This window comes from Streptomyces avidinii (genome assembly GCF_045161815.1).
Taxonomy (GTDB): Bacteria; Actinomycetota; Actinomycetes; order Streptomycetales; family Streptomycetaceae; genus Streptomyces; species Streptomyces avidinii.
On sequence record NZ_CP108863.1, the window covers coordinates 1,858,600 to 1,883,736 of the forward strand.

Here is a 25,137-nt window from a genome sequence, read left to right on the forward strand (position 1 = left end):
CAGACCACTCATAAACTGCACAGATAACTGGATGTAACCAGACATACACCTGCCCGGGGCTTGGCTGGCCTTGATGTCACGCTTAACCTACGACTCCGTAGGCTACGGAACCGTAGGTAATTCGCTTTGCACCCAGGAGTACCCGTGACGATCACCTCTCCCCACCTCGGCAGCTCGGAGGCGTGGACGGACGCCAAGCTGCTGTTCGCGCTGGAAGAGGTGGTCGAAAAGGAACTCAACCGCCATCTGAAGGTCACCAAGGACTGGATGCCCCACGAGTACGTCCCGTGGAGCGAAGGCCGGAACTTCCCCGGCTTCTTCGAGGACGGCGAAGCCTGGGACCCGCAGCAGTCCAAGGTCACCGACATCGGCAAGATCGCGCTGGTCGTGAACCTGCTGACCGAGGACAACCTCCCCAGCTACCACCACGAGATCGCCAGCCTCTTCGGACGCAACGGCGCCTGGGGCACCTGGGTGCACCGCTGGACCGCCGAGGAGGGTCGCCACGGCATCGTGATGCGCGACTACCTGCTGGCCTCGCGCGCCGTGGACCCGGACAAGCTGGAAGCGTTCCGCATGCAGCACATGTCGGAGGGTTTTGAATCCGACAACCGCCACTCCATGCTGCACTCGGTGGCGTACGTGGCCTTCCAGGAGCTCGCGACCCGCATCTCGCACCGCAACACCGGCCACCAGTCCGGTGACCCGGTCTGCGACCGGATGCTGGCCCGCATCGCGCAGGACGAGAACCTGCACATGGTCTTCTACCGCAACCTGCTGGGCGCGGCCTTCGAGCTCGCCCCGGACCTCACCATGCAGGCCGTGCGGGACGTCGTCGTCAACTTCCGGATGCCCGGACACGGCATGCCCGGCTTCGAGCGGATGGCCGCGCAGATGGCGATCGGCGGGGTCTACAACCTGCGGATCCACCACGACGACGTGCTGAGCCCGGTGATCCGCTTCCTGAAGATCATGGACATCGACGGCCTCGGCCCCGAGGGCCAGAAGGCCCAGGAGGAGCTCGGCCTGTTCATGAACGGCCTGGACTCCGAGGCCCGCAAGTTCGACGAGAAGCTCGCCGCCCGCGCCGCGCGCCTCGCCGCCCGCAAGGGCTGACCGATTTCCGCTCGCTCGGGCGAGTGACGCCGATTGCCCTGGCAGAGCAGTGCTCTGCCAGGGTTTCGCGTCATGACCTCGCTCCAGGTGGACATCGACCAGCTGACCCGTCTGACGCGCGTCCTGGACTCCTCGCTGGCCTCCCTTCGGGACGCCCGCCGCGCACTGGACCACGTACGGCCCGACCAGCTGGGCACGGCGGATCTCGACGCGGCGTGTGACGGCTTCCAGGACCGCTGGGCCTACGGCACGCGGGAGCTGACCAAACGCGTCAAGGCCGTACGGGAGGGCGTGGACCGCAGCGCCGCGGAGTACGCGGAGCTGGACCGCGCCATCCGCGCGGCCTTCCTCAGGGCGGCGGCCGCGCATGACTGAGCACGCGGCGCTGGGCTTCGACCCGGCCCCCGGAAATCCCGCCACGGTACTGGCCCTGGCCAAGAAACTCGGCGCCTCGGCCACCTCCCTCGGGGAGGCCTCCCGGGTGGTGAAGGACCTGGCCTCCCACAGCGCGGCGTGGCAGGGCGAGGCCGCCACCGCCTTCCGGGCCTCCCTCTCGAAGGACCTCCCCCGCTATCTCGGCTCGGCCCACACCTCGCTCGCGGAGGCGGCTCGCCGGCTCACGGGGTGGCACGACACCCTGGTCTCCCACCGCGCACTGGCCACCCGGTACGAGACCCAGGCCGCCGCGGCGAAGACCGACGAGGCCCTGGCGGACGCCCGCCGCCTGGCCCGCGAACTCGCCGCCGAGCACGCAGCGGCGGCCCGCCGGTTCGCGCGGACCCTGAACGCGGCGACGGACCGCCTGGCCCCGAAGGAACCGGGCCTGCTGGCCTCCATCTGGAACAAGATCGTCGACGACCCGGCGGACGCGATGTCGAACGCGTCGGCGATCCTGGGCGCGATCGGGGCGGGCGTGGCCCTTGTCTGCCCGCCGGCGGGGCTCGCGATCATGCTCGTCGGCAGCGGGCTGTCCTTGGCGGCGCTGGCGATGCACACCTCGGACCCGAAGTTCCGTAAGTCCCTGACGGACGGCTTCACCAAGGGCCAGTTCGACGCGGACTTCTGGAAGAGCAGCGTGACACTGCTCGGCGACACGGTCGGCGCGGTACCGGGAGTCGCGGCGGTCGCGTCCGGGGCCAAGGCGGGCACGGCAGCTGCCCGCGCTGCGATGGCCGCTGCGCCGGAGGGCAGCGCGGTGGTGGGGCTGGCTCCCGGCGCCACGGCGTTCAGGCAGTCGGCCTGGTCCACCTCCGACGACCTGCGACAGTTGGACAGTCCCCTCACCGGATGGGCCATGCGGTCGTCGAGTCAGGACGCCAGAGACCGGGCGGGCGTGGCCGTGGCAGCTACAGGTGCGCTGACCGCCGCGGCAGACTACGGCCCGGACAACGAAGCAGTCGAACAAGGCTCCACAGCAGTGGACGGCACCCGAGGTGTCCTCGACGACGCTCCTTCGGCCATCAGGAAGTCGGGCCACGTGTGGTCGGCGATGAGGCCATGACACAGGACAGCAGCCTCCCGCCGGTCTGGTTCCGCCTGCCCCCGGGCTTCCATGACATCGGTCCCGGCGACGCCGCCTCCCTGGACGCGTTCGCGGAAGCCCTGGGCAGCCCTGCTGCCCAACGGGAACTGTCCCAGCTCACGGACGACCTTCAGGAACTGACGGGGCACGATGTCGTGCACACCGCGCTCGGCTTCCATCCCGAGGAACCGGTCGGGGTCGCCACCTCGTTGTTCACTCTGACCATCCGGCGGATCGAGCAGCCCAACCCCCGGCTGGCGGTGGCACGGACGTCTCTGGCCATCGCCCGCTCCCCCCTCTGGACCAGCTCCGTCCGCAGGTTCGTCGACCTGCCGTCAGCTCTTCCGTGCTGTCTGGTCGCCGGGATCATTTCCGTGCCTGAAATCGAGCATCATCAGTTTCAGGCCAGGCTCGCGACCGTCCATCCGGATGGACTCCACCTACTCGTCCTGGATCTGACCAGCGCCTGCACCCCGCACGCCGACGCCTACACGGACATCATCGAAGCGGTGGCGCACACCCTCCAGTTCACCGACCCCGACCCGGACGCGCCCAAGGCCGCCGGGACCTCGCGCATCCTGGAGGTGCTCCTATGAGCGTCACGCTCGCCAAGGCGGCCTGGGACCACCCTCCGACGGTGATCGGCTACAGGCGGTTGGCCATCCGCCGCTTCAATTGGGTGCTCTGCCTCGGTGGGCCGCCGCTGACCGCCCTGGTCTGCATCGGTCTCGTCCCCTACGCGGGGATGACCCTCGCCCTCATGATCATTCTCGTCACGCCCTACCTGCCCTGGGTGATCGTCGCCTGGTTCCGCCGGCGCCGGGTCGTTGCTGTGCTCCGGGCCTACCCCTGGCGCGAGTGGCCGTGCCGGCATCCACGCAGGCCCAACGGAAGCCCCAGGACCATCGCCATCCCGTTCCGGGAGGACTTCACGGCCATGTTCCGAATCGTCCCGTTCCCCGTGCCGCTCGCAACGCTGGAAGACGACCACCCGGACCGGATCTGGTTCGCAGGCGACCCCCGCTTCGGCGGGGTCGTATCGCCCGTCGGCGGGCACTACCCCGTGCGCGTCGTGCCCCACACGCCGCGCCGGGAGGAGTGCGGTGGCGAGGGGTTCGAGCTTGCGCGGCGGGTGGGGTTGGTGCGGGGCAGTGGAAAGGCAACGCGCACCTGATCAGCGGCGGCGCGGGCGCAGGGCGAGGCGCTCGGACTCCGAGAGGCCGCCCCAGACTCCGAAACGCTCGTCATTGGACAGGGCGTACTCCAGGCACGCAGCCCGCCCCTCGCACGCTCCGCACAGCCGCTTCGCGTCGCGGAGCGAGGAGCCGGGCTCCGGGAAGAAGAAGCCGGGGCCCGTCTGGGCGCACAGGGCGAGCTCGTACCAAGCGGTGTCAGTGGTTGCGGTAGTGGTGTTAATCGACATGCCGGTGATACTGGCCGCCGGGGATGGACGTCCGATCAACGACTGATCAACACCCGGTCATGACCAGGCACAACGGGCCCCATCCGAGCATCGCACCCCCCACTGACAGCGGGCCTCTCCCCCACTGAGTGAACGACCGTGCGTTCGGTAAGATGGCGCCATGGCTGACGGACGCGTGGAACGCGGCAACCAGACGCGGCGGGCCGTGCTCGACCGCACGATGAGCATCGCTTCCGTGGACGGCCTGGAAGGCCTGTCCCTGGGGAAGATCGCCGCGGATCTCGGCCTGAGCAAGAGCGGGGTCTTCGCCCTCTTCGGCTCGAAGGAGGACCTCCAGCTCGCCACCGTCCGTGCCGCCGTGGACGTTTTCCGGAACGAGGTCGTGCAGCCCGTGCACCGGGAGCCCGACGGCCTTTCCAAGGTGTGGCGGCTGTGCGAGCGCTGGCTCGGCTACTCCGGGCGCCGGGTCTTCCCCGGCGGTTGCTTCTTCTACTCCGTCTCCGCGGAGTTCGACGCGCGCCCCGGGCCGGTCCGGGACGAGATCGCCAAGGTGCGCTCCGACTGGACGCGTTACGTGGAGCGCCTGCTGGACGAGGCGCGGCTGGCCGGCGGGTTCCGGAACCCGGTGGACACCGACGCAGTACCGCAGCTCGCCTTCGAGCTGATGGCTCTGATGGAGCTGGCCAACGCGCATTCCGTCCTGCACGGTGACCCGCTGGCGTACGAGCGGGCCGGCCGTGGCATCCTCGGCCGGCTGCGTGCGGTGGCGGCCGCCCCGGAGGAACTCCCGGAACGACCGCCCGTGTTCGGCTCGCCGTCCTGACCCCGCACCTCACGCGCGGCGTGCGACGGCAGGGGCAGGGGCGGGCGAAGGCACAGGCACGGCCTCCGAGACGGCGAACTCGACCGCGCTCGCGATGACATCGGGGTCCGCGAGGATACGGCTATGGCCGAGACCGGTGGTCTCGATCAGGCGGGCTTGCGGGCCGTAGGCGGCGGCGATCGCGCGGGACTGGGCGGGATCGATCACGTCGTCGTCCGTGTCGTGGACGAGCAGGATGGGCGCCCGCATCTCGGCGAAGCGGCGGCGGGCGTCGAGACGCTGCCAGATGTCGGGGTCGCCGGGGAAAAGCCGGCGCTCCACATGGGCGCGCAGGGCGCGACCCACTCCCTCGCCCAGGTTCAGTCCGGCGCGGAAGCGTTGCACGAGGTAGTCGAAGTCGGCCACGCCCCCGATACCGACGACGCGGTCGGCCCTCATACCGTCGTACAGCATGGAGAAGGTGGCGAGCACGCCGAAGGAGTGGGCGACGACGGCCGAGAAGTCGCCGTGCTCGGCGTGCAGTTGCCCGATGATGGCGCGGTAGTCGCGGATCGTGGAGGCGCGCCCCTCGGACTCCCCGTGTCCGGGGGCGTCGAAGGAGATCACGGTACGCCCCTGGGCCCGCAGGGCCGCTATGAGTCCGGCGAACCGCGAGGCGCGCGAGGACCAGCCGTGCACGACGAGAACGGGCCGGGACCCCTCACCCCATCGGTATGTGGCCACGGCCGTGCCGTACACGACCATCCGCCCGCGCTCGGCCCGCTCCATCAGATCCACCTCCTCGGGCCGCAGCCGTGCCCGCCCGAGAGGCCGGACGAACAGCGCGAAGGCCCGGGGCCCGGCCAGTCCCGGGGCGAGCCGGGTTGTGACATTGAGGGTGATGCTCAGGAGTGAAGCCATGGGATGCATGTGCGGGTTCTCCGGAATCTCCTCGGGGCAGCCAGATGCCGATAGCGAGCCGATGAGCAGATATTAGCACGATCGTTCGTGTTGTTTTTTGGATCCTCTCCGCCGACAGCGGAGCGAACGACTGTCCGTTGTCATGCAACTCGGTCGTCGTGTCATCGCAGGAGAAGGTCTTCTTGGACCTGCGCGTGCCAGGATGCCCTGGGGGCACGACCGCCAGCACGTCGACGGGACAGGAGCCGGCCATGATCAGCGGCGCACATGTCGTCCTCTACAGCCAGGACGCCGAGGCGGACCGTGCCTTTCTCCGCGACGTCCTCGGCTTTCCCGGCGTCGACGCGGGCGGCGGCTGGCTCATCTTCAAGTTGCCCCCGGCCGAGGTGGCCGTGCACCCGACCGACGGCCCGCCCCAGCACGAGTTCTTCCTGATGTGCGACGACCTTGATGCCCAGCTCGGCGAGTTCCGCGCGCAGGGCGTCGAGATCACCCGTCCGCTCAGCGAGCAGCGCTGGGGCAAACTGACTGCGATCCGTCTTCCCAGCGGGGCCGAACTCCCGCTCTACGAACCGCTGCACCCCATCGCCCACAGCCTGTGACCCCACAGCACTCGGCTCCGAGTGACGGATCTCAGGGACAGCCGCGCAGCCGCGCGTCAGTCCTCGTGCTTCGCCCGGCTGGGCTGGACGCGCTTGGGTTCGCCCGGCATCTTCGGGTAGTCCGGCGGGTAGGGCATGTCGCCCAGGCCGTGCTCGTGTTCGTCGCGGGCCGCGAGTTCCAGTACGGCGTCCAGGGCGAAGGCGTGCTCGTCCATGTCCGCGTGCAGGTCGCCCAGTTCGGCGAAGCGCGCCGGCATCGTCACGATGTCGAAGTCGCGCGGCTCCGCGTCGTCCACCTCGTCCCAGCGCAGCGGCGCCGATACCGGGGCGTGCGGGCGCGGGCGGACGGAGTAGGCGGAGGCGATCGTGCGGTCGCGCGCCGTCTGGTTGTAGTCGACGAAGATCCGCTCGCCGCGCTCCTCCTTCCACCAGGCCGTCGTGACCTTTCCCGGCATGCGGCGTTCCAGTTCCCGGCCCAGGGCGATGGCGCACCGCCGGACCTCGGTGAAGGTCCAGCGCGGCTCGATCGGTACGAAGACGTGCAGCCCGCGGCCGCCCGAGGTCTTGGGCCAGCCGCGCAGGCCCAGCTCCTCCAGCAGGGCGCGCAGTTCGTGGGCGGCCGCCACCGCGTGGTGGTAGTCGGTGCCCGGCTGCGGGTCCAGGTCGATCCGGAGCTCGTCGGGGCGATCGGTGTCGTCGCGCCGCACCGGCCAGGGGTGGAAGGTGAGGCAGCCCAGGTTGGCCGCCCACAGCACGGCAGCCGGTTCGGTCGGACAGATCTCGTCAGCGGTGCGGCCGCTCGGGAAGGCGATGTGGGCGGTGGGGATCCAGTCGGGAAGGTTCTTGGGTGCCCGCTTCTGGAAGAAGGACTCGCCCTCCACCCCGTCCGGAAAGCGTTCCAGGGTCGTCGGCCGGTTACGCAGGGCGCGCGTGATGCCGGGCGCGACCGCCAGGTAGTACTCGGCGACGTGCCGCTTCGTGAGGCCGCGCTCCGGGAAGTACACCTTGTCCGGGCTGGACAGCCGTACCGTCCGCCCGCCCGCGTCCAGCTCGATCGCATTTCCGGCAGCACCCATGTGCGCCACGGTAGGCGGGCCCGGTCGTGCGCGCATACCGGGCAGGTCCGGACGTACCACCGCAGAATCGAAGGCATGGATCTGCCAGTGATGCCGCCCGTGAAGCCGATGCTCGCCAAGTCCGTCGCGAAGATCCCGCCGGGGATGCAGTACGAGGCCAAGTGGGACGGCTTCCGGGCCATCGTCCATCGCGACGGCGCGGAGGTCGAGATCGGCAGCCGCACGGGCAAGTCCCTGACCCGGTACTTTCCCGAGCTGGTGGAGGCCCTGAAGAGCAATCTGCCGAGCCGTTGCGTCGTGGACGGCGAGATCGTGATCGTCCATGGCGGGCGCCTCGATTTCGACCGGCTGACCGAGCGGATCCATCCCGCGCAGTCCCGCGTCGCCCTGCTGGCCGAGACCACCCCCGCCAGCTTCGTCGCCTTCGACCTGCTCGCCCTCGGCGACGAGGCGCTCCTCGACACCCCGCTCGCCGACCGCCGTACCGCCCTCGTCCGGTCCCTCTCCACTGCTCGGCCCCCCGTGCATCTCGCGCCCGCGACCACCGATCCCGCGCTCGCGCAGGAGTGGTTCGAGCGGTTCGAGGGCGCCGGGCTCGACGGGGTGATCGCCAAACCGCTCGATCTCCTCTACCGGCCCGATGCCCGCCTCATGTTCAAGGTCAAACACGAACGTACGGCCGACGTCGTCGTCGCGGGTTTCCGTTTCCACAAGAGCGGTCCGATTGTCGGATCGCTGCTGCTCGGCCTGTACGACGCCCACGGCACCCTGCAGCACGTGGGCGTGTGCGCCGCCTTCCCCATGAAGCGCCGCGCCGAGCTGGTGGAGGAACTCGAACCCCTGCGGATGCCGGACCCGACCGGCCATCCGTGGGCCGCCTGGGCCGAGGAGTCCGCCCACGAGAGCGCCCGGCTGCCCGGCGCGCAGAGCCGCTGGACCGGCAAGAAGGACCTCTCCTGGGTGCCGTTGCGCCCCGAACGTGTCGTCGAGGTGAGGTACGACCACATGGAGGGCGACCGCTTCCGGCACACCGCCCAGTTCCACCGCTGGCGCCCCGACCGCACGCCCGAGAGCTGCACCTACGCGCAGCTCGAGGAGGTGGTCGGCTACGACCTGGCCGAAGTCCTGGGCACGCAGGACACCTAGGCCGGTCGGCTTCCCGCCCTCGCGAACGTGATCCGGTGACCGTGTGGTCACCGGCTCGCCGGGGCCGCGCTGCGGGTGTTGCGCCCCCGGCCGAGCGGGGACCACCCCGTCTCACCCCGCCGTCAGCTTCTCCCACTCCTCCCGGTCCGGCCCCGCCGCGTTCGGTACGTAGTCCGGCCGGTCCGCCAGCCAGCGCGCCACCCGCGCGCGGATCTCCGGATCGGCGTACGCCCGCTCCGGAGGCTCCACCAGGTGCCGGACCCTCGCCCGCGCCCGCATCACCTCGGGGTCCTCCAGCGCGCAGTCGAACAGCGCGGACACCTCACGCGCCGTCGCCCCGCGCCCCGCCCGTGTCGCGAAGCGCTCCCCGATGGCCGCGTCGGCCACCACCTGGAAGTCGAACCAGGGCTTCAGGGTGCGTTCCGCCCAGGCGTGGTGCTCGGCGGCGTACCGCGCCGATCCCGGGTCCCGGTGCGCCGTACGAGCCACCCTGCGCGCGGCCCACAGGGCCAGCGACGTGCCCTGCCCCAGCGTCGGGTTGGTGTGCGTGATCGAGTCTCCGACCGGCACCAGCCCGGTCACCACGGGGCCCTGTTCGTCGACCAGCGCGCTCCACCTGTTGTCCGGACTCGCCGTGGCCAGCACGCCCGACAGCGGCTCGGCGCCCAGTGCCAGCCAGGCCGCGCCGGGCGGAAAGGCACGCGCCGCAGCCTCGAAGACGTCGGGGTCGCGCAGCGCCGACCGGGTGGTGTCCGCGGTGTGCACGAACAGCGTCACGGCGAACACCCGGTTGTCGGCCGGGAAGACGGCGCACCCGGCGAAGGCCCCGCCGGTCACCGCCCACGGCCGGCGCGGCCCCTCGTCCACGCCCTCGGGCAGCCGGTACCAGCGGCAGAAGTACGCGAGCCCGGTGCGGTGCCGTTCCACGACGGGCGGCCGGCAGCCCGCCTCGGCCAGCCTGCGCTCGGTTCCCCCGCGCCGCCCGCAGGCGTCCACCACGAGGTCCCCCGGGTAGCTCCCGATCTCGGTGGTCACTCCCGTCACCTGGACCCCGGTGACCCCGGTGGCCCCGGTGACCCCTGACGGTCCGGGGGCCGTGAGCAGTCCGGTGACCGGTTCCCCGTACCGGACGACGACCCCCGGTTCCGCGCGCAGCGCCGTGGCCAGCGCGCTCTCCAGCACGATGCGCCGGGCCTGCAGCATCACGAGGTCCTCGTCGCCGGGCAGCTCGGGCGGACGCACGTCGAACCAGTCCAGCTCGTGCCGTTCCCGGGCGCCCAGCCGGAGCATCTCCCGGTGGACGTCGGGCAGGTCTCCGCGCAGGACGTTGTGGGCAGCCCCCAGCAGCACGTGCGGCTGGGCCGCCTGCGGTACGGTCGGCCGCCGCCAGCCGAAGAAGTCACGGTCGAGCGCGGTGCCCGGAGCCCGCACGTCGCGCTCGAAGACCTCCGCCGTGTGTCCGCGCCGCGCCGCGAGAAGGGCGGTCGCGGGCCCCGCGACACCTCCGCCGATGACCAGCACATGTGCCATGGAGCGTCCCCCCGAGCCGTTGGACCGTACGACGATCACACCGCACAGAGCCTGCACGAACGGAAGCCGTCCGAAACCCGCACAAATGACCGAAACTCGCTCTGGTGCTCGGTGCTCACACGTCGGCACCCGCACGGTGGGCCTCGACGGCCCGCCGGGTCTCCTCCTCGATCAGGTCGGTGTTGATGGCCACGGCCGCCTGCGCCCCCTGGGCGGCCGCGCCCGCGACCTTCTCCATCGGCGCTGTCACATTGCCCGCGGCCCAGACCCCCCGCAGCGCGGTGGCCCCGGTGGCCGGATCGGACTCGACGCAGGTGCCGATCGCCTCACCGTCCCGCTCCATGACCACGGTCGGCAGGCCGAGGCTGCTCAGCACACCCGAGCGGGCGGTGAACCGCGGGGCCACCACCAGGGCCCGGCACCCCACCTCGGCGCCGCCCACCAGGGTCACCCCGGTCAACCGGTCGCCCTGGACGGCGAGGCCGGTCACCTCGCCCTCGACGACATCGACACCGAGGGCGGCCAGCAGTTCCCGGTCCTCGGCGGTGAGCCGCCAGGTGTGCGCCAGCAGGGTGGTGCGCGCGCTCCACTGCCGCCAGAGCCGGGCCTGGTGCACGGCGACGGGACCGTCGGCCAGCACCGCGATCGGCTGGTCCCGGACCTCCCAGCCGTGGCAGTACGGGCAGTGCAGCACGTCCCGCCCCCAGCGCGCCCCGAGGCCCGGCACGGCGGGCAGCTCGTCCACCAGGCCGGTGGCGACCAGCAGGCGGCCCGCCCGCACGGTCGTGCCGTCCCCGCAGCGCACCAGGAAGGTTCCGTCGGGCAGCCGGTCGGCGGCGAGGGCCGTGCCCGACCGGATCTCCCCGCCGTAGCCGGTCACCTCGGCGCGTCCCCCGGCGAGCAGGGCGGCCGGGCTCTCCCCGTCCTGGCCGAGGTATCCGTGCATGTGGGCGGCCTGGGCGTTGCGCGGGCTGCCGGAGTCGATCACCAGTACCGAACGGCGGGCCCGGACCAGGGTCAGTGCCCCGGCGAGCCCGGCGGCCCCACCTCCCACGACCACCACGTCGAACGAACTGTCCCTTGCGTTGTCCATGTCCCCGAGGGTGTGCCCGGGGCGGGCCCCTTGACAAATGTTCTTGCCGAAGCGGCAAATGGAGTCATGGCCATCGAGGGGCAGGACGAGGAACTCGCCGGCGTACTGACGGCCGTGGGCCCGCGGCTGCGCGCCCTGCGGCGGCAGCGCGGCACCACGCTGGCCCAGCTCAGCGACACCACCGGGATCTCCCTCTCGACCCTCTCCCGGCTGGAGTCGGGGCAGCGCAGGCCGACGCTGGAGCTGCTCCTTCCGCTGGCCCGGGCGCACCGGGTGGCGCTCGACGAGCTGGTCGGCGCCCCGGAGACCGGGGATCCCCGGATCCGCCCGCGCCCCTTCGTCCGGCACGGCAGCACCTACGTACCACTGACCCGGAACTTCGGCGGGGTGCACGCCTTCAAGCAGATCCTCCCGCCCCTCGAAGGCCCGCCGCCCGAGCCCGAACTGCAGGTCCACGAGGGCTACGAGTGGCTGTACGTGCTGTCCGGACGCATACGGCTGCTGCTCGGCGAGCACGACCTGGTCCTGGGCCCCGGCGAGGCCGCCGAGTTCGACACCCGTACCCCGCACGCCTTCTTCAACGCGGGTCCGCAGCCGGCGGAGTTCCTCAGCCTCTTCGGCCCCCAGGGCGAGCGGATCCATGTCCGGGCCCGCCCCACCACCGCATCGGAAGGACGTCCATGAGCACCACCGGAGAGCGCCCCGAGCGGGCCGCACCGCAGCCCCATGCCGTCGTCGGCGTCGGGCTGGTCGTCGTGGGTCCCGACGGCCGGGTGCTCCTGGGCCAGGCGCACGACGGCCGCTGGGAGCTGCCCGGCGGCAAGGTCGACCCCGGGGAGGGCTTCGAGCAGGCCGCAGCCCGGGAACTCACCGAGGAGACGGACCTGCGGGCGGACCCGGCGTCGATCCGGATCCTGTCCGTGCAGATCGAGGCCACGGCCGGCCTGACCCGACTGACGGCCGCCGCCGTCACCGGCTCGGCCGAGGGCGTCCCCGCCGTCACCGAGCCGCACAAGATCGCCCGCTGGCAGTGGTTCGTGCCCGCCGAGATCCCGACGGCCCTGTACGTCCCGTCCGCGGCCGTGCTGCGCGCGTGGCGCCCGGACCTCGCCTCACTGCCGCCCGTCCCCGCCCACGTCTACCCGCTCTCGGGCCCGGTACCCGGCACCTGACAGCACCCGCGCACCTAGGACTTGTCCGGCCGATCATGTGACTAGTCCGCGCCCCGGTCGTTGATGTGGGCATGGGGCGGGGTGATCTGAGTGATGCCGAGTGGGAACGGCTGCGGCCGTTCCTGCCGGTCAGTAACAGGCGTTGTGGCAGGTGGCGGGACCACCGGCAGGTGATCGACGGGATTCTGCACCGGGTGCGGACTGGCGTGCAGTGGCGTGACCTGCCCGAACGGTTCGGTCCGTGGAAGACGGTCTATGAACGCCACCGTCTGTGGTCAGCGGACGGGACCTGGGAACGCCTGCTCCAGCAGGTCCAGGCCGCGGCCGACGCGGCGGGTGCAATCGACTGGGACATCTCGGTCGACTCCACCATCGTGCGCGCTCATCAGCACGCGGCCGGCGCCCGCACCGACCCACCGCCTGCCCCCGCCTCAAAGGGGGACGAAGTCCCAGAACATCAGGGCGAAAGCGCGTGGCAGAGCCTGCACGCCCGCCTGGTGGAGGTGGTGCGGGAGGTGAGGGCCTGGGCCGCTCGCGCGGCGGGTTCACCACCAAGCTCCACCTGAGCGCGGACGGCCGCTGCCGCCCCCTGTCTCTGATCGTCACCCCGGGTCAGCGGGCGGACTGCACCCAGTTCAAGCCCGTCCTGGAGAAGATCCGCGTCCCGAAACCCGGGCCCGGCCGACCGCGCAAGAAGCCCGACAGCGTCGCGGCCGACAAGGCCTACAGCAACGGCCCCTGCCGCGAGTACCTGCGACGCCGGGGCATCCGCCACACCATCCCGGAGAAGACCGACAGCCAGGCCGCCCGCCTGCGCAAGGGCTCACGCGGCGGGCGGCCACCGGGCTTCGACCAAGAGCGGTACAAGAAGCGCAACACCGTCGAACGAGCGATCAACCGCTTGAAGCAGCACCGGGCGGTCGCCACTCGCTACGACAAGCGCGGCTATGTCTTCCTCGGCACCGCGACAGCGGCAACCCTCGTCATCTGGCTGCGAACGTGATCGCCCGGACAAGCCCTAGGTGGTGGCCGTCAGGACCGTCACCGTGGTCACCGCCACCATCGCGGCCTGCATGTCGCGGATCGCCAGCCGGACGCTCTCGGCCGCCCACTGGCCGTCGGCTATCTCCGCCGTCCGAGCGGTCAGCCCGTCGGGCTGCCGGCCGGGGAAGGCCAGCCGGTGCAGTTTGGCCGAGTGGATCAGGGCGATCAGGCCGGCCGTGCGCTCGTCCGGCTCGGCGCCGTCCAGGACGACGGCGCGGAGCCGCTCGCGCAGGGCGCGCTCGACGGTGCCGTCGGCCTCGGGGTAGCGGCGCTGCGGGAACACTCCGAACACCTTGTGCACCTGTGCCACCACGAGCCCGCGCTCGCTGAGGCTCTCCAGGGCGGCGCCGACCGCCTTGGGCTGGTCCTTCGTCAGCCAGTCCGTCACCCGGCGCTTGCTGCGGCCCCGGAGCCAGGTCTCCATCAACCGGATCCGGCCGTCCAGCAGTTGCTCGCCGGTGGGCTCGGTGTTCCTGAGCTCCAGGTACTTGCCCGACACCGACACCCGCTCCGCCATGACCAGTTCGAGCAGGATCGCGCCCGCCACGGCCCAGCCCGCCGACTGTCGCTGCCGCGCTGCCCCGGACTCGTCGTCCAGGGACAGCAGCATGATCTCCTCGGCCAGTGTGATCCTCACGAGCGGCCCCCGTCGTCCGTCTACCGGTCCGGCTGTCCTGACTGCTTCGTAGGGAGGACGAGTGATGACCCCGCCGGGTTCCGTTCCGGGCCCGGCTCTACCGCCGCGCCACCACCTTTGGCGCGAAGTTGCCCTCCCCCAGGTCCTCCGCGAGCAGCCGCTTGGCGATCGCGTCCGCCGCCACCCGCAGCTCGGCGCTCCGCGGCCGTCCCCGGTCCTTCTCCAACCGGTCCCCGAGCCACTGGGCCCACGCCTTCGAGATGACGTCGGCCTCCCGCTGCCCGGCCGCGGTGAGGGTGAAGAAGCTGCCCTCACGGCTGAGGAAGCCTTCGTCCGCCATCCGCTCGTAGACCGGGATCAGCACCTCCGGCGGCAGGGACCGGCGGCCGGCGATCAGGCCGAGGCTGGCGTGGCCGACGGTACGGGTCATCAGGTCCACCTGCATCACCGCCCAGGCGCCGGCGATATCCAGCCGGGTGTCGGAGCCCTCGACGATCCCCCGCGCCGTGTCCGCGCCCATGTTCCGTACGAGTTTGCCGACGGCCAGCTCCAGCAGCTTGGCCGAGTCGCCCGAGGCCGTCGCCGGTGAGCCGAACCCGTCGCCCATGTCCGTGGACCCGGCCCGGGCGCTGTCGCGCAGCCGCACCTGCTTGAGGAAGAGCGCCACGACGAACCCGAACACGGCGACCGGAACGGTGTAGAGGAACACGGTCTGCAGGGCCTGCGCGTACGCGTCGATCACCGGGGCCGCGGCCTGCGGGTCGAGCCGGTGCACGCCTTCCGGGGTGGACGTGGAGTCGGCCAGCTGCTGAGGATCCTGCCCGGTGAGCCGCGCCGCCTCCACGTACGCCGCCTCCAGTTCGGGCCCGAGGTGGTTCGCGTAGATCGTCCCGAAGACCGCCGTCCCGAAGGCGCTGCCGAGCGTACGGAAGAAGGTGACGCCCGAGGTGGCCGTGCCCAGGTCGGCGTAGTCGACGGTGTTCTGCACGGCGATGGTCAGCACCTGCATGGACAGGCCGATGCCCGTACCGAGCACGAACATGTACAGCGATTCCAGCAGGGTGCTGGTCCCCGGCCCCATCAGTGACAGCAGGTACAGGCCGACGCCCATGACCGCGTTGCCGACGATCGGGAAGATGCGGTACTGGCCGGTTCGGCTCACGACGTTGCCGCTGAAGACCGAGGCGATCAGCAGGCCGATGACCATGGGCAGGGTCCGGACGCCCGAGATCGTCGCCGAGTCCCCGTCCACGTACTGGAGGTAGGTCGGCAGGAAGGTCATCGCGCCGAGCATCGCGAATCCGACGACGAAGCTCAGTACGGAGCACACGGAGAAGACCGGATTGCGGAAGAGCCGCATCGGCAGCATCGGTTCCGCGGCACGCGTCTCGGCCAGGCAGAACAGCGCCAGCGCGACCGCGCCGCCCGCGAACAGCCCGATGATGACCGGCGAGGTCCAGGCGTACTCGTTCCCGCCCCAGCTGGTGGCGAGGATCAGCGCGCTGGCGCCGACGGCGACCAGTGCGATGCCCAGGTAGTCGATGACCGGCTTGCCCGAGGCCCGGACCGCCGGGATCGTCCTGGCGGCCGCGATGACGACGAGGATCGCGATCGGCACGTTGACGTAGAAGCACCACCGCCAGGTCAGCTGGTCGGTGAAGAAGCCGCCGAGCAGCGGGCCGATGACGGTGGCGACCCCGAAGACGGCGCCGATCATGCCCTGGTACTTGCCGCGTTCGCGCAGCGGCACCACATCGGCGATCAGCGCCATGGCGGTGACCATCAGGCCGCCGGCACCGATGCCCTGGACGCCGCGCCACACGATGAGGAAGGTCATGTTGCTGGACAGGCCGCACAGGAAGGAGCCGCTGATGAAGACGATGGCGGAGATCTGGAAGATCAGTTTCCGGCCGAAGAGGTCGCCGAACTTGCCGACCAGGACCGTCGCCACGGTCTCGGCGAGCAGGTAGGAGGTCACCACCCACGACATGTGGTCGCCGCCGCCCAGGTCCCCCACGATCGTGGGCAGCGCGGTCCCGACGATCGTCTGGTCGAGCGCCGCCAGCAGCACGCCGAGCATGATCGTGCCGAAGATGACGTTGCGCCGCCGCCGGTCGATCACGAGGGGTGCGGCGGCCGCGGCGGGGGCAGTGGTCACCCTCGCACTGTCACAGCGCGCCCGCCGCGGCGCATGCGGCGCTGAGCCGTACGGTGGAACCCCCTGCCGGGATCAGCGCAGGTAGGCCAGCCCCGGGTGCTCCGCCGCGTACCCGTCGAGCAGCCGCCGGGCCACCCCCACCGAGTCGACCAGCGGGTGGAGTGCGAAGGCCTTGACCGCGTCCGCCCGCGAACCGCTCGCGGCCGCCGCCAGGATCTCCCGTTCGACCGCCTTGACGGCCGTCACCAGCCCCACCGCGTGCAGGGGCAGCTGCTCGACGCCCACCGGGTGCGCGCCGTTCGCGTCGACCAGGCAGGGCACCTCGATGACGGCCTCGGCGTCGAGGACGGACAGCGTCGAGCCGTTGCGGACGTTCAGGATCAGTGTGGCCCGCTCGTCCCGGGCGATGGCCCGCATCAGCGCGAGCGCGACCTTCTCGTAGCCGCCGGATTCGAGGTCGCTCCCGTCGCGCTCGCCGACGCCCGCCACCTCGCGGTTCTCGGCCATGTACGTGGCCTCGCGCTCGGCCCGGGTACGGTCCCAGGCGGCCAGCGCCGCTCCGGCAGGCGCTCCGGCCCGGCCGGCCTCGGCGTAGAAGCCGCGCTGCTGGTCGCGCAGGAAGGCCCCGCGGGTCTGCTTCGCCTCCTGGTAGGCCCGTACGGTGTCCCGGTTGAAGTAGTAGTAGTGCAGGTATTCGTTGGGGATCGCGCCGAGCGAGCGCAGCCATTCGGCCCCGAAGAGCCGGCCCTCCTCGAAGGACTCCAGGGCCTCGGTGTCGGCCAGCAGCCGGGGCAGCTCGTCGCGGCCGCCGATGCGCAGCCCGCGCACCCAGCCGAGGTGGTTGAGGCCGACGTAGTCGATCCAGGCGTCCTGCGGGCGGGCGCCCAGCAGCCGCGCGATGCGCCGGCCGAGGCCCACGGGGGAATCACAGATGCCGATCACCCGCTCGCCGAGCTCCTCGGCCATGGCCTCGGTGACCAGCCCGGCCGGGTTGGTGAAGTTGATGACCCATGCCCCGGGGGCAGTACGGGCGATTCTGCGGGCGATCCCGCGCGCCACCGGCACGGTCCGCAGGCCGTACGCGATCCCGCCCGCGCCCACCGTCTCCTGTCCCAGGACTCCCTCGGCCAGGGCGATCCGCTCGTCCGAGGCGCGCCCTTCCAGGCCACCGACGCGGATGGCGGAGAAGACGAAATCGGCCCCGCGCAGGGCTTCGTCGAGGTCCCCGGTGGCCGTGACGGCCGGGGCGTCCACGGCCGGGCCGTCCCCCGCCGGGCCGTCCCCCGCCGGGCCGTGCGCGGTCGCGGCCTGGTCCCGCAACACCCGGGTCATGGCGGTGAGCCGCGCCGGGTCCTCGTCGTAGAGCGTCACGTGGGACACCCTGCCCTCGGCGCGGTCGCCGAGCAGGGCTCCGTAGACGAGGGGGACCCGGAAGCCGCCCCCGCCGAGGATCGTCAGCCGCACGCCCCTACCGCCTTTCGCCAGTGCAGATCCGGTGGCCGGCGCGTTCGCCGTGGTGGCCGGTGCCACGATCGGTGACACGATCGGTGACACGGATGCCGCGGCCCGCGTCCGCCGGTACCAGTCTGCCCCGGTCGGTCAGTCCACCGGCGACGGCACGGCGCGCAGCCTGGCGCCCTGCTGGTGCGTGAAGCCGCCGCCCCGGACGGGACCCCTCGGTACGCCGGTCGGCGTCGAGAGGATCAGGGTGATCCGGGTCAGCCCCATCTCGCCGAGCATCCGACTGGTTTCGGCCACCATCCGGCAGCGCACCAGACCCCACTGCGAGTCGGGGTGGCGCACGGTGCGCACCGCCCCGTCCAGTTCGGCGGCGTCGGTCCCGTGCGTGCTCAGCCAGTGCGGCACCCCGTACCGGTAGGCAGCCTCCATGAACGGGTCACGGGCCACCTCCTGGCGGATGCTGCGCAGCCCCTCGTCCTCGGGAGCCCCGGCCAGCGCGGTCGCGAACTGGGCCAGCAGCGGTACGCACCAGGCCGGTTCGTGGTCCTCCAGCACGGCCGCCGCGTCCGGGTGGAACAGCACGAAGCGCAGGAAGTTGTCGTCCGGCAGGGCCGTCGGGTGCGGTCTCACCGACTGGAAGAGCTGGTCGAACGCCGAGTTGGTCAGGGCCACGTCCCAGCGGTGGTCCACCAGGAAGCTCGGGTACGGCACGGACTCCATCAGGGCCGCGTAGTCGCACAGGTAGTCGCGCTGCGCCGGGTCGTCGGGCAGCCTGTTCTCCTCGGCGGCGCGCCACGTGGGCGGCGGGTCACGGTCGACCATGACCCGGAACAGCCAGAAGCACTGTCGCTCGCTCATCTCCAAGGCCTCGGCCAGGGCGAGGAGTTTGCGGTCCGTCCACTCTTTGACCAGGCCTCTTTCCCAGTTCCCGTACGCGCGCACGCTGATGCGCAGCCGGGCGGCGAGGTCTTCCTGGCTCAGTCCCAGCTCCTCGCGGCGCTGGCGCAAAATCTCCTTGCGTCGCTCCGACCGCACGGCGCCGCGGGCGGATTCCTCGCCCGCCAGACGCTCTTCACGGGCTCGGGCGAGTCCATCGGACGGGCCCACCGCTGCGAGATGTGGCACTGAGAGCTCCCCCTCCTCCGGTCTGGATCTTCATTTCCGTGTGGCGATCCTGCTACCGACTTCATTCGAGTGTCAACTATTGTGGCAATTCCAGCCTCTTGACAGCTCATTCCCGCCACAGCTGTGGCACGTTCTAGCCCTTCCGGGCGAGAGCGGCTAGATTCCAGAAGCCGACCATGTGCCCATACCGACTTCGCGCGATCTAGGAGAACCACTGGTGACAGACGGCTTCCCGGCTCCCGTCGCGGTAGCCAACGCACCCCTGGCGGCCACCATCACGCGTGTCGCCGAACTCGCGGGCAAGATGGGCCGCGACCTGAACCAGGTCTTCGACCTGCGGCGGCTCTCCGAGGCCTCCGGCGTACCCACGGACGTGGTCAGGACCCTGCTCGACGGCAGGCCGGCCGGCGAACCCGATCTGCAGACCCGGTTCCTCCAGCGTCTCGACCTGCTCCGGCGGACACGTGTCAAACCCAACGGCCGCCGCTACACGCAGCAGGAGATCGCGGACGGCGCCGGCATGTCGCGTCAGCAGGCCGGGGCATTGATCAACGGCGACCGGCGCCCCACCATGGAACACTGCGACGCGATCCAGCGGTTCTTCGGAGTGCACGCCGGGTTCCTCACGGCGCACGACTCCGACGCCCTCACGGACGCCCTCCAGAGGACCGAGCAACAACTGCTCCAGGACTTCGCGGGGCGGGCGCGGGAAACCGTACCGGCTTCGGGCGCATCGTCCGGGGATCCGCTGGCAAGACTCCTCCAGAACCACGGCGTACGGGGCATCGCCTGGCGCGCCGCCCAACTGCCCAGCGACAAGCACCGGGACAAGGTGACCGAATGGCTGGACATGCTCCTCGAAAGCGTAAAACCGAACGAATCCTGACCCAGTCGAAAGTCTGGGTCTGATCCTTGAGTCCTGATCCGGATCCGCGCCGACGGGGAGAACGGTGAGCATAGGCAGAGAGCAGCGGCGGTTGTGCGGGGAGCTGGTGGCCGGCATCCGGCTGACCGCCCCCGTGGAACCCGTGGACCTCTACGCTGCCCTCTGCGAGGGCATGAGCAGACACCGCGGTCGCCGGGTGGACTTCCGGATGGCCTCGTTCCCGCCGCGGACGGCCAGCGGCCTGTGGCTCGACATGGCGGACCGCGACCTCGTGGTCATCGAGGAACGCACCGCGCCGGACCACCAGCTGGTGATCCTGGGCCACGAGCTGTGGCACATGAAGGCCGGCCACTGCAGTCACCACGTCGACGGCGCCGCCGTCGCCGCGCGGCTGCTGACGGACGAGGCCGACATCGGTGAGACGGTCCGCCGCGTCGCCGCGCGTACGCGCGCCGACGTGCAGGAGGAGACGGAGGCCGAGACCTTCGGCTTACTGCTGGGCAGTCGGTGCCGGAACTGGCTGGCCGGATCGGCGAGCCACCGGGCTCCGGTCCAGCGCGATCAACTGGCGGGCCGGATCGAGGCCTCGCTGGGCTACCGGGGGCACAGGAACGACCGTTGAACGGCGAGGACTACTACATACCGGCGGCCGCGATGGCGATCTCGCTCGCCTTCAAGCTGCCGGCCCTGCGGCACAACTGGAACGACCCGCTCCTGCGGTCGGTCGTCGCCCTGCTGACCCTGGCGGGAGCGGTGTTCGCCTTCGCCGCCCCGCCCACCATCGCGGCGGTCAACCGCTGGACCGGGATCGTCAACGTCTCGGCCCCGCTGGTGTACTGCCTGATCACCGCGTTCAGCGCGTCCTGCCTGGTCCTGATGGTCAACTGGCGGGGCGGACCGCCCGAACAGACCCGCCGCGTCTCGCGCCGCTGGATCCTGGGCTACAGCGTGGTGATCGTGGCGCTGGTCGTGCTCTTCGCCCTCGGGGAGACCCCGGTGGAGCGGCTGCGCGACTTCGACACCTACTACGCGAACACGCCCTACATCGGCCACATGATCGCCCTCTACCTGCTGGCGCACCACGTGGCCGCCGTGGTGATGGTGGTCCTGTGCTGGCGCTGGTCCCTCCAGGTCCGCGGCTGGCTGCGGGTCGGCCTGGTGATCATCGTCGTCGGCTACATCTTCAACCTCGCCTACGACGCCACCAAGATGACCGCGGTCGTCGCCCGCTGGTCGGGACACAACCTGGACGACCTCAGCACCCTCGTCGCCCCGCCGCTCGCCTCCCTCGGGGCGCTGATCAGCGCGATGGGCTTCGTGGTGCCCCTGGTCTGCCAGCGGCTGTCGGACCACTGGCAGACCTGGGCGACGTACCGCCAGCTCGGCCCGCTCTGGCACGAGGTGCAGATCTCGGCGCCCGCCGGCACGCCCTCCGTGCGGATCGCCTGGTGGTCCGCGGCGGAACTGCGGGTGATCCAGCGCGAGTCGGACATCCACGACGGCTTCCTGCACCTCGGACCGTACTTCGACAGGGGCCTGCGCGACGGCGCCTACGAGAGCGCCGTCGCCGAGGGGGCCGACGAGGAGACCGCCCGCGCCGTCGCCGACGCCGCGATGGTCGCGGCCGCCGTACGGGCCCGCTCCGCCGACCCCGACGGCAAGATCATCGGAGAGGACGAGGAGACCTTCCTCGACACCGCCGACGGTCCGCGCGACCTGCTGCGGATCTCCCACGCGCTGCGGCACTCACCGGTGGTGCAGTCGCTCGGGCGGCAGGTGGCCGTGTAGCGGCGACGTGGCCTGCGCCGCGCCGGCCCGCCTGACAGAGGGCGCCGGCCGCCGCACGGGGGGGGCCGGCCACCTCTCAGCGGGTGCCGGCCGCCACCGTGGCCGTCGCCGGGAACAGGTCCTGGAAGGGTCCGGCCGAGTCGATCCCGTCCCGCCCGTAGGGCGCGTCGAAGCTCCACACCATGAACAGCAGGAACACGATCAGCGCGCTGAAGAGCCCGGCGAGCAGCAACTCCCGTCCGGACCGGCGGATCTGCAGGGTGAAGATCAGCCCGACCGTGACCACCCCGCCGACCAGGAGCCCGAACCACACCACGCCCGGCAGGGTGGACTCGGAGCTCTGCGTCCGCGAGTGGCGCGCGTCGTCCGCGGCCGCGATGTGGTCCAGCAGCGGCTGGTAGGCCTGCGCCTGGAGCTCGGTGGTCGGGCTCTGGTGCGTGACGTCGCTGCGCAGCTTGCCGAGCAGCGCGCCGCCCTCGGCCGAGGCGCCGTCGCCGGAGGTCAGCAGCGGCCAGTCCACGGCGACGGTGTGCGAGACGTACGCGTCCACCTCGCCCCGGATCCGGTCGCGGACCGCCGCCGGGTAGACGTCGGCGCGCTGGGTGACCTCGTACAGGGCCTGGGCCTCGCGGCGCACACTGTCCTCGGCGGCGCCGCGCGCCTCCCAGACGCCCGCGATGGCCAGGCCCAGCACGATCGCGTAGACCACGCCCACCATCATCGTCATGTACTCGATGACATCGGGGGTTTCACTGGTGTCCTCGTCGTCGGCGGCCCGGCGGTGCCGGATCGTGGTGATGGCGAGGACAAGGGCGCAGACGAGCGCCATGGCGATGGCCAGGACCAGCCATTCGGACACGTGGATTCTCCCGGTGTGGATCGGTGGATCGGTCGGATCGGTGGGTGGGGGTACGGAGGGGTGGTACGGAGCGGGTGGTGGGGGTACGGACGGGCCCCGGCGGTCAGCCGCGGCTCTTGGAACGGGGCCGCAGGGCGGCGGCGGCCAGTACGGCCGGGGTGGTGACGACGACCATGAGCATCACGGTGGACATCCCGCCGGGGCCGCGCCGCTCCACGGCCACCGCGCGGTACGGACGCACGTGGAAGGAGCTCACCCGCGCGGCGGCGGCCCTGGCCACGGGCGGGGCGGGTGCTCCGGCCGAGGCCGGTCCGGCCTCGCCCCCGGGACCCGGCTCGGGCGCTGGCGGCTCCGGCGCCCCGGGTCCCGCCTTCGCACCGGGCACCGCCGCGTCCACCACCCCCGGCGGCTCCGGCTGTCCGGGCTCCGCAGCCGGCCCGGGCCGCTCGGGCCGCTCCGCAGGGGCGAGCGGTACCGCGGGCCGTCCCGGGTGCCGCACGGTCGGCCGGTTGGCGCCGGGCACGGGTACGCGCACCGAGGGCTGCCCGGAGGGCGGCCGGAAGACCGGCCTGCCGGGCTGCCCGGCCGGCACGCACAGGTCGACACGGGCCCCGCGGCCGTGACCGTCGCCCGCGACCGCCACATGGCCGTGCAGCGGGCAGAGCGCCGCCACCAGGCCCGCCCCGGCGAAGTACTGCCAAGCGGTCACCGCGCGCCTCCCGAAATCGCAGCAGATGTAAGGGTCACCGCAGAAGAAACGATCAAGGCGCGGCTTCGACACGCCGCGAACGGGTGCGGATCGCCGATGCGGCATGATGTCGCCATGGGGACCGAGGGGGCGGATGCCCGCCTGATCGCAGGGCGTTACCGGCTGGACGCCAGGCTCGGACGCGGTGGCATGGGCATCGTGTGGCGCGCCACCGACCAGTTGCTCGGCCGCAGCGTCGCCGTCAAGGAGGTCGCGCTCGACCCCGCGCTGTCCGCGGAGGAGGCCCGGCACCAGCGCGATCGCACGCTCCGCGAGGCACGGGCCGCCGCGCAGCTCAAGCACCCCCACATCATCGTGGTGCACGACATCGTCGAGGACGGCGAACTCCCGTACATCGTCATGGAACTGGTCGAGGGCGGCTCGCTGGCCGACCGGCTCTCCCGCAGCGGCCCGGTGGACGTCGCCGAGGCCGCCCGGATCGGGATCGCGCTGGTCGGCGCCCTGCGGACGGCGCACGCCGCCGGTGTGCTGCACCGGGACATCAAGCCTGCGAACGTCCTGCTGGAGGCGCCCGGCGGGCGACCCGTCCTCACCGACTTCGGTATCGCGCAGGTGTCGGGCGCGACGACGCTGACCACCACCGGGTCCTTCGTCGGCTCCCCCGAGTACACCGCGCCCGAGCGGATGTCGGGACAGAGCCCGACCGGGCCCGCGGCCGATCTGTGGTCGCTGGGCGCCCTGCTGTGCGCGGCCCTCAGCGGCGCCTCGCCCTTCCGGCGGGACTCCCTCGGCGGAATCCTGCACGCTGTGGTCTTCGACGAGATCCGGCCGCCCGAGGCGTGCGGCCCGCTGCTGCCCGTGGTGCGGGGGCTGCTGGAGCGCGATCCGGCCGAGCGGCTCGGCGCGGAAGGGGCCGAGCGACTGCTGCGGGCCTGCGCGGAGACGCCGACGCGGCACACCCCGGCGCAGTACAGCCCGACGCAGCGTAGCGTGACCCGGTCCGAGCCCGCGCCGGCCCCCGTGGCCGAGGCGACACCGGCGGCGGCGCCCGGGGCCGAGGTCGCGCCCGGGACCGGGGCCGCGCCCGGGACCGTACGCGTACCGGGGAAGCGGCGGCCGGGGGCGGCGCTGGTCGCCGCGCTGCTGGTGGCCGCGATCGCCGGGGCGGGCGTGTCGGCCGCGCTGCTCATGGACCACGACGAACGCGGAGGGCAGAACTCCGCGAGCGGAGCGGCAGGCCACCGGACCGCGCCCGCGGACCCGGCCGGCTCCGGGCCTTCCCCCTCCCCCACGCCCTCGTCCCTCCCCTCGTCCCCCTCGTCCGACGACAAGGCCGCCGCCCCGGCCGGCTACCGCGTCGTCACCGACCCGGAGGGCTTCTCGCTGGCCGTCCCCATCGGGTTCACCCGCAGGGTGGAGGGCCCGCGCATCTTCTACATGTCACCCGGGGAGACCTTCCGCATCGGCATCAAGGCGGCGGAGCCCGAGTCGGGCGGTCCGGTCGCCGTCCATCAGCGCGCCCATGCCAAGGGCCCGGGGAACAACCCCGGATACCGGGACGCCGAGGTCGTGACCACCTCGCACCACGGTCGGCAGGCCGCCCTCTGGCTGTTCACCTGGGACGGTTTCTCGACGGCCGAGGGTCCCCGGCACACCCGCGACCTGTGCTGGGAGGAGAACGGCCGGCTCTACGACGTGTGGGTGTCGTCGCCGGTGGGCCGGAGCGAGGAGGCCCGGGGCTACTTCGACACCGCGGTACGCACCTTCGTACGCACCGGCGGCTGACGCCCCGCCCGGCAGCACCATGCCCGGCACCGCGCCCGCTTCACCCGCAGGGAGCAGTCCACCACGGCATCCGCCCCGCGCCGGCGAGTACCGGCGCAGCGGCTGGATGAACCTCTGGGGCCCCACCCTCTGCCGTGACCATCGGCGGCGTTGCCCCGGCCGAGGTCGGCTACGACCGGTACCTGCGCTTCGTCCGGCCCCTGCTCGCCGTCCTCCTCGTGCTGATCTGCGGCTTCCTGGCGCTGGGCGCGGCCGTGTGACGACCGGTCACCGCCCCGCCGG

At 71.9% G+C, this 25,137-nt stretch carries 26 protein-coding genes and 1 pseudogene; 16 read left to right on the forward strand and 11 right to left on the reverse strand.

Going from position 1 to position 25,137, the window contains the following annotated elements:
* Positions 1 to 144 precede the first annotated feature (144 nt).
* The 5 genes from OG373_RS08310 to OG373_RS08330 all read left to right on the forward strand — a co-directional run bounded on the left by OG373_RS08310 (position 145) and on the right by OG373_RS08330 (position 3,812).
* Positions 145 to 1,116, forward strand: coding sequence for an acyl-ACP desaturase (locus OG373_RS08310; RefSeq protein WP_030728836.1), 972 nt, complete (start codon positions 145 to 147; stop codon positions 1,114 to 1,116).
* 72 nt (positions 1,117 to 1,188) lie between these two features.
* Entirely contained in the window at positions 1,189 to 1,491 is a 303-nt protein-coding gene (locus tag OG373_RS08315; protein ID WP_405437103.1) for a hypothetical protein, read from the forward strand.
* Positions 1,484 to 2,617, forward strand: coding sequence for a hypothetical protein (locus OG373_RS08320; RefSeq protein ID WP_405437105.1), 1,134 nt, complete (start codon positions 1,484 to 1,486; stop codon positions 2,615 to 2,617). Before OG373_RS08315 ends, OG373_RS08320 begins: the two co-directional genes overlap by 8 nt.
* Positions 2,614 to 3,234 carry a hypothetical protein gene (locus OG373_RS08325; protein ID WP_405437106.1) on the forward strand — a complete coding sequence of 207 codons (621 nt, stop codon included), beginning with the start codon at positions 2,614 to 2,616 and terminating at the stop codon, positions 3,232 to 3,234. The genes OG373_RS08320 and OG373_RS08325 overlap by 4 nt, the downstream gene beginning before the upstream one ends.
* On the forward strand, positions 3,231 to 3,812 hold the full coding sequence (locus OG373_RS08330) for a hypothetical protein (protein ID WP_405437108.1): 582 nt from the start codon (positions 3,231 to 3,233) through the stop codon (positions 3,810 to 3,812). The genes OG373_RS08325 and OG373_RS08330 overlap by 4 nt, the downstream gene beginning before the upstream one ends.
* On the opposite strand, the gene OG373_RS08335 is transcribed toward OG373_RS08330, so the two are convergent.
* Positions 3,813 to 4,061, reverse strand: coding sequence for a WhiB family transcriptional regulator (locus OG373_RS08335; protein WP_397729654.1), 249 nt, complete (start codon positions 4,059 to 4,061; stop codon positions 3,813 to 3,815).
* A 160-nt stretch (positions 4,062 to 4,221) separates the two neighbouring features.
* Between OG373_RS08335 and OG373_RS08340 the strand changes: the two genes are divergently transcribed.
* Positions 4,222 to 4,884 carry a TetR/AcrR family transcriptional regulator gene (locus OG373_RS08340; protein ID WP_405437110.1) on the forward strand — a complete coding sequence of 221 codons (663 nt, stop codon included), beginning with the start codon at positions 4,222 to 4,224 and terminating at the stop codon, positions 4,882 to 4,884.
* A gap of 9 nt (positions 4,885 to 4,893) precedes the next feature.
* On the opposite strand, the gene OG373_RS08345 is transcribed toward OG373_RS08340, so the two are convergent.
* Entirely contained in the window at positions 4,894 to 5,784 is an 891-nt protein-coding gene (locus OG373_RS08345; protein ID WP_405437112.1) for an alpha/beta fold hydrolase, read from the reverse strand.
* 251 nt (positions 5,785 to 6,035) lie between these two features.
* On the opposite strand from OG373_RS08345, the gene OG373_RS08350 reads away from it, so the two are divergent.
* Positions 6,036 to 6,386: a VOC family protein gene (locus OG373_RS08350; protein WP_397729658.1), complete on the forward strand. Its 351-nt coding sequence runs from the start codon at positions 6,036 to 6,038 to the stop codon at positions 6,384 to 6,386.
* Positions 6,387 to 6,442: 56 nt separating this feature from the next.
* Here OG373_RS08350 and ligD read toward each other — a convergent pair whose 3' ends face one another.
* Positions 6,443 to 7,462 (reverse strand): non-homologous end-joining DNA ligase, encoded by a 1,020-nt coding sequence (gene ligD / locus OG373_RS08355; RefSeq protein WP_397729659.1) that lies wholly within the window; start codon positions 7,460 to 7,462, stop codon positions 6,443 to 6,445.
* Between the two features lie 75 nt (positions 7,463 to 7,537).
* Between ligD and OG373_RS08360 the strand changes: the two genes are divergently transcribed.
* Positions 7,538 to 8,608, forward strand: coding sequence for an ATP-dependent DNA ligase (locus OG373_RS08360; RefSeq protein WP_405437114.1), 1,071 nt, complete (start codon positions 7,538 to 7,540; stop codon positions 8,606 to 8,608).
* A 111-nt stretch (positions 8,609 to 8,719) separates the two neighbouring features.
* Here the strand turns inward: OG373_RS08360 and OG373_RS08365 are convergent, their stop codons facing one another.
* Positions 8,720 to 10,138: an NAD(P)/FAD-dependent oxidoreductase gene (locus OG373_RS08365; protein ID WP_405437116.1), complete on the reverse strand. Its 1,419-nt coding sequence runs from the start codon at positions 10,136 to 10,138 to the stop codon at positions 8,720 to 8,722.
* Between the two features lie 115 nt (positions 10,139 to 10,253).
* Positions 10,254 to 11,231 (reverse strand): NAD(P)/FAD-dependent oxidoreductase, encoded by a 978-nt coding sequence (locus OG373_RS08370; RefSeq protein WP_405437117.1) that lies wholly within the window; start codon positions 11,229 to 11,231, stop codon positions 10,254 to 10,256.
* Between the two features lie 66 nt (positions 11,232 to 11,297).
* Here OG373_RS08370 and OG373_RS08375 point away from each other — a divergent pair, with 66 nt between their 5' ends.
* The 3 genes from OG373_RS08375 to OG373_RS08385 all read left to right on the forward strand — a co-directional run bounded on the left by OG373_RS08375 (position 11,298) and on the right by OG373_RS08385 (position 13,406).
* Complete coding sequence (locus OG373_RS08375) at positions 11,298 to 11,915, forward strand: helix-turn-helix domain-containing protein (protein WP_405437119.1); 618 nt, start codon at positions 11,298 to 11,300, stop codon at positions 11,913 to 11,915.
* Complete coding sequence (locus tag OG373_RS08380; protein ID WP_405437120.1) at positions 11,912 to 12,403, forward strand: NUDIX hydrolase; 492 nt, start codon at positions 11,912 to 11,914, stop codon at positions 12,401 to 12,403. The genes OG373_RS08375 and OG373_RS08380 overlap by 4 nt, the downstream gene beginning before the upstream one ends.
* 71 nt (positions 12,404 to 12,474) lie before the next feature.
* A protein-coding gene (locus OG373_RS08385) for an IS5 family transposase (RefSeq protein ID WP_405437122.1) occupies positions 12,475 to 13,406 on the forward strand; the annotation gives its coding sequence in 2 pieces (ribosomal slippage) (positions 12,475 to 12,810 and positions 12,813 to 13,406; 930 coding nt in all).
* Between the two features lie 15 nt (positions 13,407 to 13,421).
* Here the strand turns inward: OG373_RS08385 and OG373_RS08390 are convergent.
* From OG373_RS08390 to OG373_RS08405, 4 genes are all read right to left on the reverse strand, one after another.
* Complete coding sequence (locus OG373_RS08390; protein ID WP_405437123.1) at positions 13,422 to 14,084, reverse strand: GPP34 family phosphoprotein; 663 nt, start codon at positions 14,082 to 14,084, stop codon at positions 13,422 to 13,424.
* A 97-nt stretch (positions 14,085 to 14,181) separates the two neighbouring features.
* Positions 14,182 to 16,164, reverse strand: coding sequence for an MDR family MFS transporter (locus OG373_RS08395; RefSeq protein ID WP_405443990.1), 1,983 nt, complete (start codon positions 16,162 to 16,164; stop codon positions 14,182 to 14,184).
* Between the two features lie 150 nt (positions 16,165 to 16,314).
* Complete coding sequence (locus OG373_RS08400) at positions 16,315 to 17,706, reverse strand: 6-phospho-beta-glucosidase (RefSeq protein ID WP_405437125.1); 1,392 nt, start codon at positions 17,704 to 17,706, stop codon at positions 16,315 to 16,317.
* Positions 17,707 to 17,841: 135 nt separating this feature from the next.
* Complete coding sequence (locus tag OG373_RS08405) at positions 17,842 to 18,828, reverse strand: helix-turn-helix domain-containing protein (RefSeq protein ID WP_405437127.1); 987 nt, start codon at positions 18,826 to 18,828, stop codon at positions 17,842 to 17,844.
* 217 nt (positions 18,829 to 19,045) lie between these two features.
* Here OG373_RS08405 and OG373_RS08410 point away from each other — a divergent pair, with 217 nt between their 5' ends.
* The 3 genes from OG373_RS08410 (at position 19,046) to OG373_RS08420 (ending at position 21,502) form a co-directional block, all read left to right on the forward strand.
* A complete protein-coding gene (locus tag OG373_RS08410) occupies positions 19,046 to 19,714 on the forward strand; it encodes a helix-turn-helix domain-containing protein (RefSeq protein ID WP_405437129.1) in 669 nt (222 codons plus the stop codon).
* A 64-nt stretch (positions 19,715 to 19,778) separates the two neighbouring features.
* Entirely contained in the window at positions 19,779 to 20,336 is a 558-nt protein-coding gene (locus tag OG373_RS08415) for a hypothetical protein (RefSeq protein ID WP_030385222.1), read from the forward strand.
* The gene (locus OG373_RS08420; protein WP_405437131.1) at positions 20,333 to 21,502 is read left to right on the forward strand and encodes an MAB_1171c family putative transporter; all 1,170 of its coding nucleotides are present in this window, start codon (positions 20,333 to 20,335) and stop codon (positions 21,500 to 21,502) included. The genes OG373_RS08415 and OG373_RS08420 overlap by 4 nt, the downstream gene beginning before the upstream one ends.
* A 76-nt stretch (positions 21,503 to 21,578) precedes the next feature.
* Here the strand turns inward: OG373_RS08420 and OG373_RS08425 are convergent, their stop codons facing one another.
* Both OG373_RS08425 and OG373_RS08430 read right to left on the reverse strand, forming a co-directional pair.
* A complete protein-coding gene (locus tag OG373_RS08425; RefSeq protein WP_405437133.1) occupies positions 21,579 to 22,361 on the reverse strand; it encodes a hypothetical protein in 783 nt (260 codons plus the stop codon).
* Positions 22,362 to 22,464: 103 nt separating this feature from the next.
* Complete coding sequence (locus OG373_RS08430) at positions 22,465 to 23,070, reverse strand: hypothetical protein (protein ID WP_405437135.1); 606 nt, start codon at positions 23,068 to 23,070, stop codon at positions 22,465 to 22,467.
* Between the two features lie 114 nt (positions 23,071 to 23,184).
* On the opposite strand from OG373_RS08430, the gene OG373_RS08435 reads away from it, so the two are divergent.
* Both OG373_RS08435 and OG373_RS08440 read left to right on the forward strand, forming a co-directional pair.
* Entirely contained in the window at positions 23,185 to 24,855 is a 1,671-nt protein-coding gene (locus OG373_RS08435) for a protein kinase domain-containing protein (protein WP_405437136.1), read from the forward strand.
* Between the two features lie 97 nt (positions 24,856 to 24,952).
* A pseudogene (locus OG373_RS08440) lies at positions 24,953 to 25,115 on the forward strand (YfcC family protein); the annotation flags it as partial.
* Positions 25,116 to 25,137: the final 22 nt, after the last annotated feature.

Bases quoted from the DNA above. Each gene is read 5' to 3' on its own strand.
- OG373_RS08315 (WP_405437103.1), top strand. From the start codon at position 1,189: ATGACCTCGCTCCAGGTGGACATCGACCAGCTGACCCGTCTGACGCGC.
- OG373_RS08320 (WP_405437105.1), top strand. From the start codon at position 1,484: ATGACTGAGCACGCGGCGCTGGGCTTCGACCCGGCCCCCGGAAATCCC.
- OG373_RS08325 (WP_405437106.1), top strand. From the start codon at position 2,614: ATGACACAGGACAGCAGCCTCCCGCCGGTCTGGTTCCGCCTGCCCCCG.
- OG373_RS08330 (WP_405437108.1), top strand. From the start codon at position 3,231: ATGAGCGTCACGCTCGCCAAGGCGGCCTGGGACCACCCTCCGACGGTG.
- OG373_RS08335 (WP_397729654.1), bottom strand. From the start codon at position 4,061: ATGTCGATTAACACCACTACCGCAACCACTGACACCGCTTGGTACGAG.
- OG373_RS08340 (WP_405437110.1), top strand. From the start codon at position 4,222: ATGGCTGACGGACGCGTGGAACGCGGCAACCAGACGCGGCGGGCCGTG.
- OG373_RS08345 (WP_405437112.1), bottom strand. From the start codon at position 5,784: ATGGCTTCACTCCTGAGCATCACCCTCAATGTCACAACCCGGCTCGCC.
- OG373_RS08350 (WP_397729658.1), top strand. From the start codon at position 6,036: ATGATCAGCGGCGCACATGTCGTCCTCTACAGCCAGGACGCCGAGGCG.
- ligD (WP_397729659.1), bottom strand. From the start codon at position 7,462: ATGGGTGCTGCCGGAAATGCGATCGAGCTGGACGCGGGCGGGCGGACG.
- OG373_RS08360 (WP_405437114.1), top strand. From the start codon at position 7,538: ATGGATCTGCCAGTGATGCCGCCCGTGAAGCCGATGCTCGCCAAGTCC.
- OG373_RS08365 (WP_405437116.1), bottom strand. From the start codon at position 10,138: ATGGCACATGTGCTGGTCATCGGCGGAGGTGTCGCGGGGCCCGCGACC.
- OG373_RS08370 (WP_405437117.1), bottom strand. From the start codon at position 11,231: ATGGACAACGCAAGGGACAGTTCGTTCGACGTGGTGGTCGTGGGAGGT.
- OG373_RS08375 (WP_405437119.1), top strand. From the start codon at position 11,298: ATGGCCATCGAGGGGCAGGACGAGGAACTCGCCGGCGTACTGACGGCC.
- OG373_RS08380 (WP_405437120.1), top strand. From the start codon at position 11,912: ATGAGCACCACCGGAGAGCGCCCCGAGCGGGCCGCACCGCAGCCCCAT.
- OG373_RS08395 (WP_405443990.1), bottom strand. From the start codon at position 16,164: ATGCTCGGCGTGCTGCTGGCGGCGCTCGACCAGACGATCGTCGGGACC.
- OG373_RS08435 (WP_405437136.1), top strand. From the start codon at position 23,185: ATGGGGACCGAGGGGGCGGATGCCCGCCTGATCGCAGGGCGTTACCGG.